The sequence below is a fragment of the Nodularia chucula CCY0103 genome, from assembly GCF_963923915.1.
Classification (GTDB): domain Bacteria; phylum Cyanobacteriota; class Cyanobacteriia; order Cyanobacteriales; family Nostocaceae; genus Nodularia; species Nodularia chucula.
This window is the reverse complement of record NZ_CAWUOL010000114.1, coordinates 1-14,899: the sequence shown is the minus strand read 5'-3', so window position 1 is coordinate 14,899 and position 14,899 is coordinate 1. Positions and strand designations below refer to the sequence as shown.

The window sequence follows — 14,899 nt, the reverse complement described above, 5'->3', positions numbered from 1 at the left end:
TTGCTGATTAGGCAAGTCCTCTTGTCAACAGGGTTTGAGATGCGCTGACCCTGTCTTACATCCATAGACCATCCCAATAATATCGCTATCAATTTGCTGTAAGTTGAACCGATTTAAAATATGAAGAATTTTAATTAAAGTATTAGAATTTATCCGATACCAACACACTTTTGGTAATTTATTGATCATCATATCATCGGATATCTGTGGCTTTGGTGTTTGTGCGTGATGATGCGATCGCCAGCCTAAATCCCCAATTGTAGTCTTCATGCTAAGTTATCTGGTGCGATCGCCGACTTACTTAGCAAAATATTAAAAAAGATTAAAAAATACTACTCTTGTTACAAAATGTGCTGATGGGTTTGTATCACTTTGATACAAAAAATCCTTAATTTCCGCCCAGAGAGAATATATACTCATTCTGCCCAACCCATTTAGATTACAGATTCTACATACTTCTTAATAAATCACCAGAGCAAACGCAAAACGTTTTAATCTAAAGCTAACTGGGTTAATTTACTGGCAGTTTTGTAGGCAAAAATTTTAGACCATAGTCACACTGAAGTGTGCAGCCTCAAAACGACCCAGACTTAACACATATAAATTAAAGGAGTTTTAGAAATCTCATGAGTGTTAAGGCAAGTGGTGGAAGCTCCGTTGCGCGTCCGCAACTATATCAAACTCTAACTGTGGCGACCATTTCCCAAGCCGAGCAGCAAGACCGCTTTTTGGGAAACGGTGAACTCAGCGAATTAGCAAGCTATTTTGCATCTGGTGCAAAGCGGTTAGAAATTGCTCAAACGTTAACGGAAAATTCCGAGATTATCGTATCCAGAGCTGCTAACCGGATTTTTGTGGGCGGTTCCCCGATGGCTTTCTTAGAAAAGCCTCAAGAACGAGAACTAGCTATGGCTACAGCTGGTGCTACTGCTGAGGGAACAGTCACAGAAGGCATGAAACTGGGAACTGTAACCTATGTGGAAAGCCGTGGCGGATTTCTAGAAAATCTCCGGTCAATATTTAACTCGTCTCCTGGCGGTCCGACACCTGCTGGTTTTAGACCCATTAATGTCGCCCGTTATGGCCCCAGCAACATGGGTAAGAGCTTACGGGATTTATCCTGGTTCTTGCGTTACGCGACTTATGCGATTGTGGCGGGAGACCCCAATATCATTAGTGTGAATACACGGGGTTTGCGGGAAATTATTGAAAATGCTTGTTCTACTGAAGCAACTTTAGTAGCTTTGCAAGAAATTAAAGCAGGATCACTTTCCTATTTCCGTAAAGATGCTGTGGCTACAGAAATTGTGTCTCAGTACATGGATGTTTTGCTCAACGAGTTCAAAGCACCCACACCTTCTAATAAGGTTCGTCAACGTCCTTCCGGCGACCAACAAGGGTTACAACTGCCACAAATTTACTCTGTAGCAGCAGAACGTCGTCCTAAATTTGCGATGAAGCCTGGTTTGTCAGCCAGTGAAAAAATCGAGGTTGTAAAAGCAGCTTATCGGCAACTTTTTGAGCGCGACATTACCCGTGCTTATAGCCTATCGATTTCTGATTTGGAATCCAAGGTAAAGAATGGCGATATCTCCATGAAGGAGTTTGTGCGCCGTTTAGCTAAATCTCCTCTTTACCAAAAACAGTTCTACCAGCCTTTTATTAACAGCCGAGTTATTGAACTGGCTTTCCGTCACATTTTGGGAAGGGGACCAAGTAGCCGTGAAGAAGTGCAAAAATACTTTGCAATTATTTCTAACGGTGGTCTACCGGCTTTAGTTGATGCTTTGGTGGATTCTGACGAGTACAGCGATTACTTTGGCGAAGAGACAGTACCCTACATCCGGGGTCTGGGTCAAGAAGCTCAAGAATGTCGTAACTGGGGACCACAGCAAGACCTGTTTAATTACAGTGCGCCTTTCCGGAAAGTACCTCAGTTTATTACGACTTTTGCAGCTTACGATCGCCCACTACCAGATCAACATCCTTACGGTTCTGGTAATGACGCTTTGGAAATCCAATTTGGAGCAATTTTCCCGAAAGCAACTCGCAACCCCAGCAGCAGTCCGGCTCCTTTTGGCAAGGATACCCGCCGCATCTTGATTCACCAAGGGCCTGGTATTAATAACCAACTGAGTAATCCCAAGGCGCGGGGTGAGGCTCCTGGTACTCTAGGACGGAAGGTATTTAAACTCGACCAAGTTCCTTCCACTCTCAGCAGAAAAGGCGGACAAGGTGTAAGTGTCAAGTTCTCCGAAAGCTCCACCCAAGCGGTAATTAGAGCGATTTACCTACAAGTGTTTGGCCGTGATGTTTACGAAGGTCAACGGCTGAAGGTGGCAGAAATTAAGCTGGAAAACGGCGAAATTACTGTCCGGGAGTTTGTGCGGATTTTGGCAAAGTCGGATTTATTCCGCAAGATGTACTGGACATCGCTGTATGTTTGTAAGTCCATCGAGTATATGCACCGCCGCTTGTTGGGTCGTCCTACCTACGGTCGTCAAGAAAACAATAAGTATTTTGATCTTGCGGCTAAGAAGGGTTTCTACGCGGTAGTAGATGCCATTCTGGATACTCCAGAGTACAGCGAGGCATTTGGTGAGGATACAGTACCTTATGAACGGTATTTGACTCCGGCTGGTGTGTCGTTGCGCCAATTGCGCGTTGGTAGTATTCGTGAAGATGTCGGTACTGCGAAGGTTCAGAAAGTTGAAACACCTCGCTTTGTCGAACTGGGTACGGTGAAAGAAAACCGCACAGAACCAGATATCCAATTCCGCATTAATCAAGGTGTTACCAAGAAGCGGGAACAAACTAAAGTCTTTAAGTTAGTAGCAAATACTAGCAATAAAGTAGCTGTAAATACTTTGATTAGTGCTGCTTATCGGCAAGTTTTTGAGCGTGATGTTGCACCTTACGTCATCAAAAATGAGTTTACGGTTTTAGAAAGTAAGTTGGGTAACGGTGAAATCTCTGTTAAGGAGTTTGTTACAGGTTTGGGTTACTCGAATCTGTATTTGAAAGAGTTCTATACTCCTTATCCCAACACGAAGGTGATTGAGTTGGGAACTAAGCATTTCTTGGGTCGTGCGCCGATGAATCAGGCGGAAATCCGTAAGTATAACCAGATTTTGGCTACTCAAGGGATTCGTGCTTTTATTAGTGCGATGGTGGAAAGTGTGGAATATAGCGAAGCCTTCGGTGAAGATACGGTTCCTTATCGTCGCTTCCCCACTCTCCCTGCGGCTAATTTCCCCAACACTCAAAAGCTGTATAACCAGCTAACTAAGCAGAACAAAGATGTGGTTGTGCCTAGCTTTGAGACTGTGAAGCCCCGCATGAACTCAGCAAATATGCCGATTTTAGCGAAGGCGATCGCAGATTTGGCAGCCCAAGCCAAGGCCCCGGATAAAACCAAGCCTTTGTTTATTGAATTGGGTCGTTCCTTCAATGATGGTCGTGGTCAGTCTGTGGAAGTGGGTGTGGGTACAAGTCGCCGCAAACCTGCACGGATTCACCGCATGACTATGAATGCGAATCAAGCAGAGAAGCAACAAGTAATTAATGCTGCTTACTGTCAAGTGTTGGATGTATTTAGTGGTCAAGTTCCCCAAGACTACCGCCGTTCTAACTTAGACAGCAAATTGCGGAACGGGGAAATCTCTGTGCGTGAGTTTGTTAGAGAGTTGGCTAGTTCCGAAATCTACCGGAAACGGTTCTATACCCCTTATCCCAACACCAAGGTGATTGAGTTCCTATTCCGTCACCTATTGGGACGCGCACCAGCTACACAAGGCGAAATCCGGCAATATAACAAGTTGCTGGCTGATAGTGGTTTAAGGGCTGCTGTAGAGGCAATTGTGGATAGTGCAGAATACGCTCGCTTCTTTGGTGAAGATGTCGTACCTTATCAACGCTACCCATCACTACCTGCTGGTAACTACCTTGGTAGTGTCCAAGCTGCTGCTGACTTAGTGAAACAATCTTGGTCTAGTTTGTCACCTGCTGTACTGACAGGCCGCCCAAGCGATCGCTAAAGTCTAGGGATTGGGGACTGGGGGCTAGGGATTGGGTATTGGGGACTGGGTATTAGAAACTTTCCCCCTGCTCCCTGCTCCCTGCTCCCCTGCCTCTTCCCCCCTTATGTGATCAAGGTTTCAGGGAAAAAAATGACTGTTAAATCTTAAAGCTAATATTACAAAGTATTAAGAACAGTCATAAATGCTCAACAGAATGCCGGAAAATGTTTTCCGGAAGGTAATTGATTTTTTCAACCAAGTCACAAAGCGATAGCTATGGCAATTTTGCAATTGTTGTCTCTAAAACGACGAAGAAAAGAAAACTATTACCCAACAAATTTAAATCGCACCAGTTTTATCAAATTCTGGTTTCATTAGTACTGGAGGAATCCATTAATGAGTATCGTCACGAAGTCCATCGTGAATGCTGATGCAGAAGCCCGCTATCTTAGCCCCGGCGAACTGGATCGGATCAAAAGCTTTGTTTCCGGTGGTGAACGTCGCCTCCGCATCGCGCAAATTTTGACCGAAAACCGTGAGCGCATTGTTAAGCAAGCTGGTGATCAGTTGTTCCAAAAGCGCCCTGATGTTGTTTCCCCCGGTGGTAACGCCTACGGTCAAGAAATGACTGCTACTTGTCTGCGCGACCTAGACTACTACCTCCGCCTTGTCACCTACGGAATCGTTTCCGGTGATGTTACCCCCATCGAAGAAATCGGTGTTGTGGGTGTCCGCGAAATGTACAAGTCTCTCGGCACTCCTATTGATGCTGTAGCTGGTGGCGTTAACGCGATGAAGAATGTTGCTGCTACCTTGCTGTCTGCTGAAGACTCCGGTGAAGCTGGCGCTTACTTCGACTACTTAGTTGGTGCGATGCAGTAAGCTGAAGCCATTTTTACTTCTGCTGAAACATAAGTATTGCAATAAGGAAATAACAAAATGCAAGACGCAATTACCTCTGTCATTAACGCTTCAGACGTTCAAGGTAAATACTTGGACACTGCGGCTCTAGAAAAGCTCAAAGGCTACTTTGTAACTGGTGAACTTCGTGTTCGTGCTGCTACAGCTATCAGTGCTAACGCAGCTGCGATCGTCAAAGAAGCAGTAGCTAAGTCTCTGTTATACTCTGACATCACCCGTCCCGGTGGTAATATGTACACCACTCGTCGCTATGCTGCTTGCATCCGCGATTTGGACTACTACCTACGTTACGCTACCTACGCTATGCTAGCTGGCGATCCTTCCATTCTAGACGAGCGCGTATTGAATGGCTTGAAAGAAACCTACAACTCCTTGGGTGTTCCCGTAGGTGCTACTGTACAAGCTATCCAAGCTATCAAAGAAGTAACCGCTAGCTTAGTCGGCCCCGACGCTGGTAAAGAAATGGGCGTTTACTTAGACTATATCTCCTCTGGCTTGAGCTAAGAGCAGCTTTGCACTTAATTAAGTTAGGTGCGGGTTGATTAAGGTCTGGAAATTAATTGTGAGTGCTAGAAAGTTCTACTGCTTATGTTTTCAATGAGTGTTGGCGGTCTAGTATTGATAGTTGATTTCCAGACTTGGAGTGATTAATTTAAATATTTCCATAGAATATACACTCCCATTTTTCTTTGTAATAAAAAACTTTTCACAATCACCGTAGGAGAATTAAGATATGGCGCGTTTGTTTAAAGTTACTGCTTGTGTACCTAGTCAAACCCGGATTCGTACTCAAAGAGAGTTGCAAAATACTTACTTCACTAAGCTAGTTCCTTATGAAAATTGGTTTCGGGAACAGCAACGCATTCAAAAAATGGGTGGCAAAATTGTGAAAGTAGAACTAGCAACTGGTAAACAAGGTACTAATGCTGGTTTGATGTAATTAATATATAACGCACATCATTCTAGGGAGTTGTCAAGAGGTCAAGATAGGCCTCTTTTTTGTTGCTGATAAAAAGTAAAGATGGTTTCGAAAGTTATAGCACTAGGCGTACACGTTAGGACATAAACTGATCATAAAAGTTAAACACCGAAAGAATTTTACCCCACTCCCCACTCCCTATTCCCTACTCCCCAGCTATAAGTGCGTTTTTCCAACTAATTAAATGAAGCGTGTTTTATTAATTACAGAAAGGTTTGCACCAGACTTAGGGGGTTTGGCTACTAGTGCTACACGCCTTGTAACTACCCTTTGCCAATTAGATGTAGAAGTTGATGTTGTGACTTGGAGTCGTTATTTACAACCTGGGGAAGTTTTACCCCCGGAAACGAGAGGGGCAAAATATCGTGTTTATCGGATAGGATTATACCGTTATTGGGATATGACTATGCCTCATACTCTGAATGTGTTGGATTGGTTGCACCAGACTCGCGGGTATGATGCTGTATGGGGTCATTATCTTTTCCCCTGTGGTTTTTTGTCTACTTGGTTTGCCGGATTGAAAAAAATACCCTGTACTGTCAGCGCCCGTGGTAATGATATTGATCGAGAAATGTTTCCTCCTGGTGATTTTGCCCGTTTGCAATGGACGCTACAGCAAGCGGATGTGATTACCTCTGTAAGTGCTGATATGTGTCGTAAAATTCAGTTACTGAGTGGGCGAGATGATGTGTTGGTGCTGAAAAATACGGTGGATACAAGTATATTCTGTGTGGAAGGTTTTGGTGAAATTACACGGGAGAAGTTAGGAATTGCACCGGATGAGGTGGTGTTGGGTTTTTGCGGTGAGTTGAGGGAAAAGAAGGGACAGCAGTTTTTGTTAAGTGCTTTGACGACTGTTCGCCGTCAGCGTCCGGCTTGTTTGTTAATTATTGGTGAGGTACGCTCTTCTCAGGATTCTGTGTGGCAATTTTATCAAACTCAAGAAGCAGAAAATGCCGAGCGAATTATTGTAACCGGACATTTATCTAATTCTGGGTTGGTGGCGGAATATCTCCGGTTGTGTGATGTTTATCTTCAGCCTTCGCTGTGGGAGGGAATGCCTAATGCACTGTTAGAGGCGATGGCTTGTGGTTGTTGCTGTATTGCTAGTGATGCGGGTGGTATTCCAGAGGTGATTTTACATGGTGAAAATGGTTTTATACTCCCTCGTTCTCAGTTGCATAGATTAGGTGAGGCGGTGTTGGAATGTTTGAATATGACTGCGGGAGAAAGGGATGCTATTGTTAGAGGGGCGAGCGATCGCATCATGAATGAATATTCTATCGCTCACGAGCAACAAAGACTTCAACTTTTACTTAATCGTTTGATCCCTAATTCTGTGTAAGCGGTTGTTAAAGCTTTACCAGCACGTTCCCAGGTGTAATTGTTTTCAATCTGCTGGCGAGCATTTTTTGCCAGTTGCGAGGCTAATTCTTTATCATTACTTAACTGCAAAACGGCATCTTTAATTGCTTTCGCTGAACCTGGCTTGACTAATAAAAAATGTACTGTATCTTCTCCTAGTTCTCTGACTACAGGTAAATCACTAGCGATGACAGGTACTCCTGTGGCCATACCTTCTAAAATCTTTAAGGGACAACAACCTTGAACTAAGTTGCGATCGCTAGGTATTAATGGTGCCAAAATTATATCTGAATCGTGGATATATTCAACTAATTGAGTTTGAGATATTGGTTCTAAAATAGTCAGTTTATCTGCTATACCTAACTTAAAGGCTAGCTGCTTTAACTTTTTAATTTGATAGTCTTTCCCTTGTCCAATTACTGTTAAATTGGCAGGTAAATCTTTATTTACTAGTTCTAAAGCTTCTATCGCTAAGTTAACACCTTGCCAAGGAGAAAGTGTGCCAAAATAAATCATTTTTATACAGATATTCTGGCTGTTTCCAGGTAAGATATGCTGTAGATGATGATTGGTAAACACATCTAAATCTACACCGTTGGGAATTACTCGAATTTTATTAGCTGGGACATTACGAGTTTGCAAATATCCAGCAGTAATATGGCTAGGGGTGATGATTAAATCTGCTGCTACTAAACAAACTTGTTCTTGGGTATGTAATTTATGTAGTAGTTCTCTATCCTCAGCTACTCCCGGATAACGATACTTGAGTTCAATGGAAGGTAAGCCGTTGACTTCAAAAATTAATTGTTGGCAATATTGGTGTTTATGAAGTGCTATCAAAAATCCTTCATAGATTGAACGAATATGAATTGCTGTAAATTGACGATCTTTTAACCACTTCCCCAGTATATTTTGAAAATACAATACTCTAGAAATTAAATTACCCCCCAAGGCTGGTAACATAGTTTGCATGACTTGTGGGAAGATTTCATGATTATCTGTTCTTGCTGCTGTAGGAGAAACTGTAACTAATTCGATATTGCCAAGATTGGCTGCTAAAGCCCTAGAAAAAGCCGCAATATGAATAGCAGCGCCCTTGGGTGCAGGTACAACATCAAAAGAAATATAGGCCAGCTGTGGTTTCTGCATAAATATATATATAGAGGATTCCTATTTGATTTCTGTTGGCGTAGCCTGCGCTTTGCGCTTACGACTCAAAAAGCTGTTTCCCACTACCTCGATTACTGAGCGAAGTCGAAGTAACTCCCCTCCTACGCAAGTAAGTTAAAAATCAGAGCGGATGACTATATCTGATTGACAGTTTATTTTTTACTTTGTTATACTGAGTTAAATTTATCTTGTTTAATATCATATATTCAACTTTTGTAAAAAAATTAAATAAAGTTAATCAAATCAGTAAATGCATTTCTGTATTAATTGATCTGGTGGTTTCTGATGGTAAATTTCCCCTAAAATCGTCAGTAGTTTGCGGTTTTAATTGTTTAAGGAGAGCCTATTCAAATGCCTATTGAATTAAAGGAACTACGGAAGCAATTAATTTATGAGGAGACAGCATTTTTTGAGAATATCCAAACTGATTTGGATGATATAAAATCTCTTTCTCAATTAGCAAAAATCAGAGCAGAGAAATTTAGTAACCAGGCTTTGTACTACTTTATAGGTTTAGTATCTATATCTGTAATTAGCTTTACTTTATATAATAGTTTTGTGGTGTCTGGGTTATTAAGTGTAACGCTAGGCGTGATGAATTGGAGTTTATTAGGTTTAATAATAGGCTGGATTTATGCATTAATAATGCGGTCTAAGTTTATGAGACTAAACTTAATTAATTATCGATATTATCTGATTTTAGAAGTTATGCAAATGCTCATAAGAGATTTAGACACAGCAAATTCAATGTATCTAAAATTGTCTTTTCAAAGAGGTGAAGAAAATCAACATAAAATAAATACTATTCCTCATCCTTATAAGCCGGGATGGAATATAGATATCTATAGAAATCAATGGTTAAATACTAAAGGGCGTTTTTTAGATAAGACTCGTTTTACATTAACTATTACTGAACTATCTAAAAAACAATATGGTTGGAAACATACCCGCAGTGGAAAGAAGAAGTATAAATCTAAAGTTAAATACGATGGATTGGATATCAGTTTGAGTTTAAATTATTCTCAAGATCGTTACAATGCTATGAAAATTCTGCAAAATGATGTCAGAGATGCGATCAAGATTCCTGAGTTTTGTTATGTAGGAGGTTTAAAAGTTACAGAAAGATCAATGAGTTTGAGGGTGAGAATTTCCCCTGATTATGCGAAAAATCCATCAGAGATATATCAGACAATTATAGCTATGTTTTTAAGTGTTTATCAGGTACTGAATTTGGCTAAAATGCTCTCTGAGCAAAAGGTATAAATCAACAAATTACTAAAATAACAGGAGGAGAGGAAAAGTTGCAAGTTCAACTAACTTGGGTAGATCCGAATACGGAAGAACGCCAAGAACCATTATTAACAACTCCAGTGGCGATTGGCAGGATTTTTAAGGCTATGCCAGCAGAAATTAATGGTGAACAAGTTTCTAGGGTGGTGATTACAGATGATTTAATTGCAGATTATCATGTTTTAATTATTTGGGAAAGTCTGAAGTTAATTGTGATTGCCCAAGATACACGGAGGGGAGTGAAAATTAATGGTTTGCAGAGGAATAATGGTAGTCTAAAAAATGGCGATCGCCTGCAAATTGCCACTTGTGAAATTATAGTCAACTTATCCTTTAGTAATAGTTGCGATCGCATGGTAGGATTTCTGTTTAAACGACGTTGCGATCGCACAGACAGCACAGGTTGTCCCTACTGTGATCAGTCTTATGAAGAAGATTATGCTTTTTATCCCGATTATGGCAATTATCGCTTTGAAGAGTGGGGTATGGATCATGATGAACGTGAGCAGTATTTTTATCATACCTATAGGGAAAATGTCAGCTTTACAGAAGCAGATGCTGTCAGCTTAGAAACTGAAGGCGATGGTGATTTTGAATATGATATGGGCGCAAGTTGAATAAAACTTGGTTAATTTATGCCCTTGGTGGCGGTTGGGGACATTTAAATCGGGCTTTGTCTTTGGGGAGAATTGCGGCACAATATACACAAGTCACTATTATTACCAATAGTCCTTATGCACAGCAAGTCAATCATGAGAGTTGTTTAGTGCATGAGATTCCAGATAACGCTAGTTTTTCCGCAACTCGTCTACAAGTTCAACAGATTTTACTCACGACTAAATATGATTGCTTAATTGTCGATACCTTTCCTAGAGGTTTGGGTGGTGAATTGGCAGATATTTTACCTCAATTGAACTTTATACCCAAAATTTTAATTCATCGGGATATTAACCCTAAATATATTCAAGCCAAGAACTTACGAAATTTTGTAGCAGCAAACTTTAATACTGTCATTGTTCCCGGAGAAGGTACAGATTTAGGTTTTTGTGACTTACCTATTGTGCAGCATACAGCACCTTGGTTGATTCGTAATGCAGAAGAATTGCCAGACAGAAACAGCACGCGATCGCATATCCTCAGAGTAGAACCATCCAGGCCAACTATTCTGGTATGTGCAGCAGGTAAACCATCAGAATTAGAGATTTTTAGTCAAATCACCCTCAGATTACAGCAAGATTTTCCCCAATGTGCAGTGAGAATTTTAGCTGCTACTTGTCCTGTAAATTGTCCAAAAACCTTGTGGGTAAGTCATTATCCCGGTATTGAATGTTTTGCAGCAGCTGATATAGTCATCGGTGGGGCGGGATATAACACAGTTTATGAATGTGCCGCAGTGGGTGTACCTTTAGTAGCATTAGCTTTTGCGAGATTATACGATCGCCAAAGCAAAAGAGCCAGTAAAAGTTATTATGTTCAGGATATTGAACAAGCGATCGCCACTGTGAGAACATTGCTACATCAACGACAAACCCCAAAAAAACAGTCCGTATCAACTTATATTAACGGTGCTGTCCAAGCAGCGCACCAAATTATGAGTTATAAATTGTGAGTTACCAACCTTATGTCTAACTTTTAAATTATTACTGTACCGAACCGTGAATCTACGTCTCCTAATTCCCGTTTTTGATAATTCCGTCTCCACCTGGGCTTTAGAAGCGCGGTTACTGCGCTGGTTAACATTGATTTGGCTATTCGTAGGATTAATTATCTTGTTTTCAGCATCCTATCCGGTAGCTGATGTCCGTCAAGGAGATGGACTTTACTACTTCAAGCGTCAAATAGTGTGGGCTTTCTTTGCCCTAATTGGATTTAACATCATTGTTAATCTTCCCATCAAAAAAATATTGGGAAATTCCCATTGGTTTGTAGCCCTATTTTTGCTGTTAATCTTCGGCACATTAATCCCAGGAGTGGGTAAAAAAGCCTTTGATGCAGCCCGTTGGATAGCCATCGGGCCAATTCCCCTGCAACCATCAGAATTAATTAAACCCTTTTTAGTCCTACAAAGTGCGCGACTGTTTGGAGGATGGGAAAGGTTAACCTGGCGAGTCCGCTTAACTTGGTTAGGTATATTTGGTTTAGTCCTTTTAGGAATTTTGGCACAGCCAAACCTAAGCACAGCCGCCCTTTGTGGGATGACTATTTGGTTAATTGCCTTAGCTGCGGGATTACCTTATAAGTATTTAGGAGGAACCGCCTTTGGGGGAATACTATTAGCCCTCATAAGTATTAGCATCAAAGACTATCAGCGCCGACGGGTAATGTCCTTTCTCAATCCTTGGGCCGATCCTATGGGGGATGGCTACCAACTAGTACAAAGTCTATTAGCCGTAGGTTCTGGAAAAACTTGGGGCGTTGGTTATGGGCTTTCCCAGCAAAAGCTATTTTATCTCCCCATTCAAGACACCGATTTTATATTTTCCATCTTTGCCGAAGAATTTGGCTTTGTTGGCAGTATCCTACTGTTAATTGTCTTATGTTTATTCGCCACACTGGGATTAATCGTAGCCTTAAAAGCAAAAAATACAGTTAATCGACTAGTAGCCATTGGCATCACAACAGTAATTATTGGACAATCACTGCTACATATTGCAGTAGCTACCGGTGCATTACCAACAACAGGTTTACCTCTACCAATGTTTAGCTATGGTGGTAATTCCATGATTTCTAGCCTAGTGGGTGCAGCTTTGCTGATTCGGGTAGCCCGCGAGAGTAGTGAAGCCGAGGTAGTACCATTGTGGAAACCTCAACCTGAAAAATCTCGTCAGCGCCGGATGTTCCAGAAAAAGTAACCCTAGCGATTAGAATATTGCTAACGCAACGCCAAGGGCGAACGTGGCTATACAAACAAAGTACGCCTACGCGGACTCACCGCAAATCCAGTTCCCCTCCTCGATTGCTGCTATCCATTACCCGGATCTTTCTTAACATTTGCGAGAGCGATCGCTCACCAAATCGCACAGCCTTAAACCTACGTTATTCATTCTCAATAAAAGTGGATTTTTAGCGAGAAGATCAAAGGCTAATTTGTCAAGTTCGTAAAAAATTGAATCTCTATGACCCTTGCAAAATACAGGTTTCAAGATTGTTAACAATTTGGTGGGTAATCGATAGTCGCTTGCGGTCTGGCGTTGGGGTGGGGTGACATGATTCTGGTAATTGTAACTAATTAAACAGACATGATATGAGTCCTCAACCCTAAATTCGCAGTCCCATAATGATTAAATCCCGTTCCACACCGTCAAGTTCTGCAACTTGTGGTAAATATCCCCACTGTTGAAAACCATATTTAACGAATAGGTTTAAACTCCCTTTATTGTGGGCAAAAATAAAACCCACAAGCGTTTTTATCTCTAAATTAGGACTTTCTTTAATAGCCTGGGCTAGCAGTTGACTTCCTAAACCACATCTATGTACATAGGGGGCGAGATAAATACTAATCTCGGCAGTAGAATCATAAGCAGGCCGCCCATAAAATGATTTAAAACTCAACCATCCCACAACGATACCTTCTAGTTCTATCACCCAAATCGGTCTTTGTGAACATCGCCCCTGAAACCAAGCCCGGCGACTGTGTACAGAAACTGGTTCTAAATCAGCAGTTGCTTGGCGACTGGGAATTGCTGCATTATAAATTGCCACTATTACAGATAAATCAGCTTCATGGGCGTGGCGAATATTCATATAGTATTTCCTAGTCTAATAAAGTACAAAATTATCTGCGTTTAATTATTACCGCTTGTACCTCACTTGAATAGTAATTGCCATATATCAGAAATAATCAATATATTGGCTAAATTTTGTAGTTATCGCTACAAAAAAATCGATAAATATAAAACCATAGAAAAATTTATCTACTCTCAAGGTAGAGGTTATACCTCGTAGGTATATCTACGATTAATGTAGCTCAACATCTTGAAAGCTACATTTTTATGACTCATAATTTATGCGGGAATCCTAAAACTACTCAGGAAAAAGACCAGCCAGACTCCAACTTAGAATTTGCCTTATTTATTAGTAGATTCAAAACAGGAATTTGGCTGTTAGGTATCCCTGCGTGGATTTTTGGAATTACTGATAGTAGTTTAGAAGTATTCGCTGACAGTTATGTTTCCAGAGGAGAAATTTTACATCTCTTGACTACAATTTGGTTTTTTTTCAGTTGGATGTATTTAAAACCTGATATTAAAGATGATCAATATCAAGGATATTTATGTCTCACCCCAGCGCATAAGTTGGGATTAAAAAAAAGACACATGATCAGCCAAGAGTATATTTTACCTTTTCCTTACCTTTGTCAAATTTATCATTTATTGAATTTGAAACATTTAGAAACTGTCCATAAGTTTAGCTTAAATAATTTAAAAATTATCAATATTAACCACTTTCAACCAACAAATATTGGCGGAATTATCAAATTTCAAACAGTGTTAGATTCTCCAGCAAATCCTCTGCGAATTTGGAGAAAACCGATTGTAGAGGTAGATTTAATTTTACACACTCCTTATACTATCGAATTGAGTATTCCAGTTTATGATAATAAAAGGATAATTGTAATCTTTCAAGCGTTCCCATTAACTGATAAAGAGCATCAGTTATTTATAGATATTTATAGTGATTTAAATTGGCCTAAACCATTGCTACAAATCCTATTACATTTTGCTTCTTGTTTGACATTGCTTGAAGATTTACCTTATTTACGCAATTTAAATGAGAGGAATATTGAGCGCTTATTTAGATTAAGTAAGTTTTCTAAAAATGCAAATATGCTACTATTTAAAAGATTTGTAGAGTTGTATGGAACAAATGGGAACAATACTAAATTAATGACCGGAAATCATCAAAAATTTGGGTGATTTTGAAAATTCTTTCCCCACAGCCTTTCGATTAAAATTACAAGTGTTAAGGGGATAAAAAATTTTAGTTCAGGGTGATGAGATTCCCAAGTAACAAATTAGTTATAGCGATCGCATCAGCTTGTTATAGCTGTAACTATATTAATGGATTGACTCAGATTGTCAAATAGTAGCATAGTAGCAAAAAACCCCCTAGCTGTCTTGTTTGCTAAGGGGTTTTATTTTTTAAAAGATAAACC

13 protein-coding genes are annotated in these 14,899 nt (G+C 40.5%); 10 read left to right on the top strand and 3 right to left on the bottom strand.

What is annotated here, in order from left to right; translation table 11 throughout:
* Positions 1-24 precede the first annotated feature (24 nt).
* Positions 25-270 (bottom strand): hypothetical protein, encoded by a 246-nt coding sequence (locus ACM0OP_RS21610; protein WP_414530469.1) that lies wholly within the window; start codon positions 268-270, stop codon positions 25-27.
* 356 nt (positions 271-626) lie between these two features.
* On the opposite strand from ACM0OP_RS21610, the gene ACM0OP_RS21605 reads away from it, so the two are divergent.
* The 5 genes from ACM0OP_RS21605 to ACM0OP_RS21585 all read left to right on the top strand — a co-directional run bounded on the left by ACM0OP_RS21605 (position 627) and on the right by ACM0OP_RS21585 (position 7,264).
* Positions 627-4,037: a phycobilisome rod-core linker polypeptide gene (locus tag ACM0OP_RS21605; protein ID WP_414530468.1), complete on the top strand. Its 3,411-nt coding sequence runs from the start codon at positions 627-629 to the stop codon at positions 4,035-4,037.
* Positions 4,038-4,415: 378 nt separating this feature from the next.
* Positions 4,416-4,901 carry an allophycocyanin subunit alpha gene (gene apcA, locus ACM0OP_RS21600; RefSeq protein ID WP_089091414.1) on the top strand — a complete coding sequence of 162 codons (486 nt, stop codon included), beginning with the start codon at positions 4,416-4,418 and terminating at the stop codon, positions 4,899-4,901.
* A 57-nt stretch (positions 4,902-4,958) separates the two neighbouring features.
* Positions 4,959-5,444: an allophycocyanin subunit beta gene (gene apcB / locus ACM0OP_RS21595; protein ID WP_089091413.1), complete on the top strand. Its 486-nt coding sequence runs from the start codon at positions 4,959-4,961 to the stop codon at positions 5,442-5,444.
* 229 nt (positions 5,445-5,673) lie between these two features.
* On the top strand, positions 5,674-5,880 hold the full coding sequence (locus ACM0OP_RS21590) for a phycobilisome linker polypeptide (RefSeq protein WP_006196245.1): 207 nt from the start codon (positions 5,674-5,676) through the stop codon (positions 5,878-5,880).
* A gap of 223 nt (positions 5,881-6,103) precedes the next feature.
* Positions 6,104-7,264 carry a glycosyltransferase family 4 protein gene (locus ACM0OP_RS21585; RefSeq protein WP_414530467.1) on the top strand — a complete coding sequence of 387 codons (1,161 nt, stop codon included), beginning with the start codon at positions 6,104-6,106 and terminating at the stop codon, positions 7,262-7,264.
* On the opposite strand, the gene ACM0OP_RS21580 is transcribed toward ACM0OP_RS21585, so the two are convergent.
* On the bottom strand, positions 7,225-8,433 hold the full coding sequence (locus ACM0OP_RS21580) for a glycosyltransferase family 4 protein (protein ID WP_414530466.1): 1,209 nt from the start codon (positions 8,431-8,433) through the stop codon (positions 7,225-7,227). The two genes, ACM0OP_RS21585 and ACM0OP_RS21580, sit on opposite strands and share 40 nt — an antisense overlap.
* A 372-nt stretch (positions 8,434-8,805) precedes the next feature.
* On the opposite strand from ACM0OP_RS21580, the gene ACM0OP_RS21575 reads away from it, so the two are divergent.
* Genes ACM0OP_RS21575 through ACM0OP_RS21560 form a run of 4 tightly spaced genes read left to right on the top strand, consistent with a single transcriptional unit; the run spans position 8,806 to position 12,596 of the window.
* A complete protein-coding gene (locus ACM0OP_RS21575) occupies positions 8,806-9,717 on the top strand; it encodes a hypothetical protein (protein ID WP_414530465.1) in 912 nt (303 codons plus the stop codon).
* A gap of 38 nt (positions 9,718-9,755) precedes the next feature.
* The gene (locus ACM0OP_RS21570; protein WP_414530464.1) at positions 9,756-10,361 is read left to right on the top strand and encodes an FHA domain-containing protein; all 606 of its coding nucleotides are present in this window, start codon (positions 9,756-9,758) and stop codon (positions 10,359-10,361) included.
* Positions 10,358-11,353: a UDP-N-acetylglucosamine--LPS N-acetylglucosamine transferase gene (locus ACM0OP_RS21565; RefSeq protein ID WP_414530463.1), complete on the top strand. Its 996-nt coding sequence runs from the start codon at positions 10,358-10,360 to the stop codon at positions 11,351-11,353. The genes ACM0OP_RS21570 and ACM0OP_RS21565 overlap by 4 nt, the downstream gene beginning before the upstream one ends.
* A 46-nt stretch (positions 11,354-11,399) precedes the next feature.
* The gene (locus ACM0OP_RS21560; RefSeq protein ID WP_414530462.1) at positions 11,400-12,596 is read left to right on the top strand and encodes an FtsW/RodA/SpoVE family cell cycle protein; all 1,197 of its coding nucleotides are present in this window, start codon (positions 11,400-11,402) and stop codon (positions 12,594-12,596) included.
* 406 nt (positions 12,597-13,002) lie between these two features.
* Here ACM0OP_RS21560 and ACM0OP_RS21555 read toward each other — a convergent pair whose 3' ends face one another.
* Complete coding sequence (locus ACM0OP_RS21555) at positions 13,003-13,488, bottom strand: GNAT family N-acetyltransferase (RefSeq protein WP_414530461.1); 486 nt, start codon at positions 13,486-13,488, stop codon at positions 13,003-13,005.
* A 248-nt stretch (positions 13,489-13,736) separates the two neighbouring features.
* Here ACM0OP_RS21555 and ACM0OP_RS21550 point away from each other — a divergent pair, with 248 nt between their 5' ends.
* Entirely contained in the window at positions 13,737-14,660 is a 924-nt protein-coding gene (locus ACM0OP_RS21550; protein WP_414530460.1) for a hypothetical protein, read from the top strand.
* Positions 14,661-14,899 lie beyond the last annotated feature (239 nt).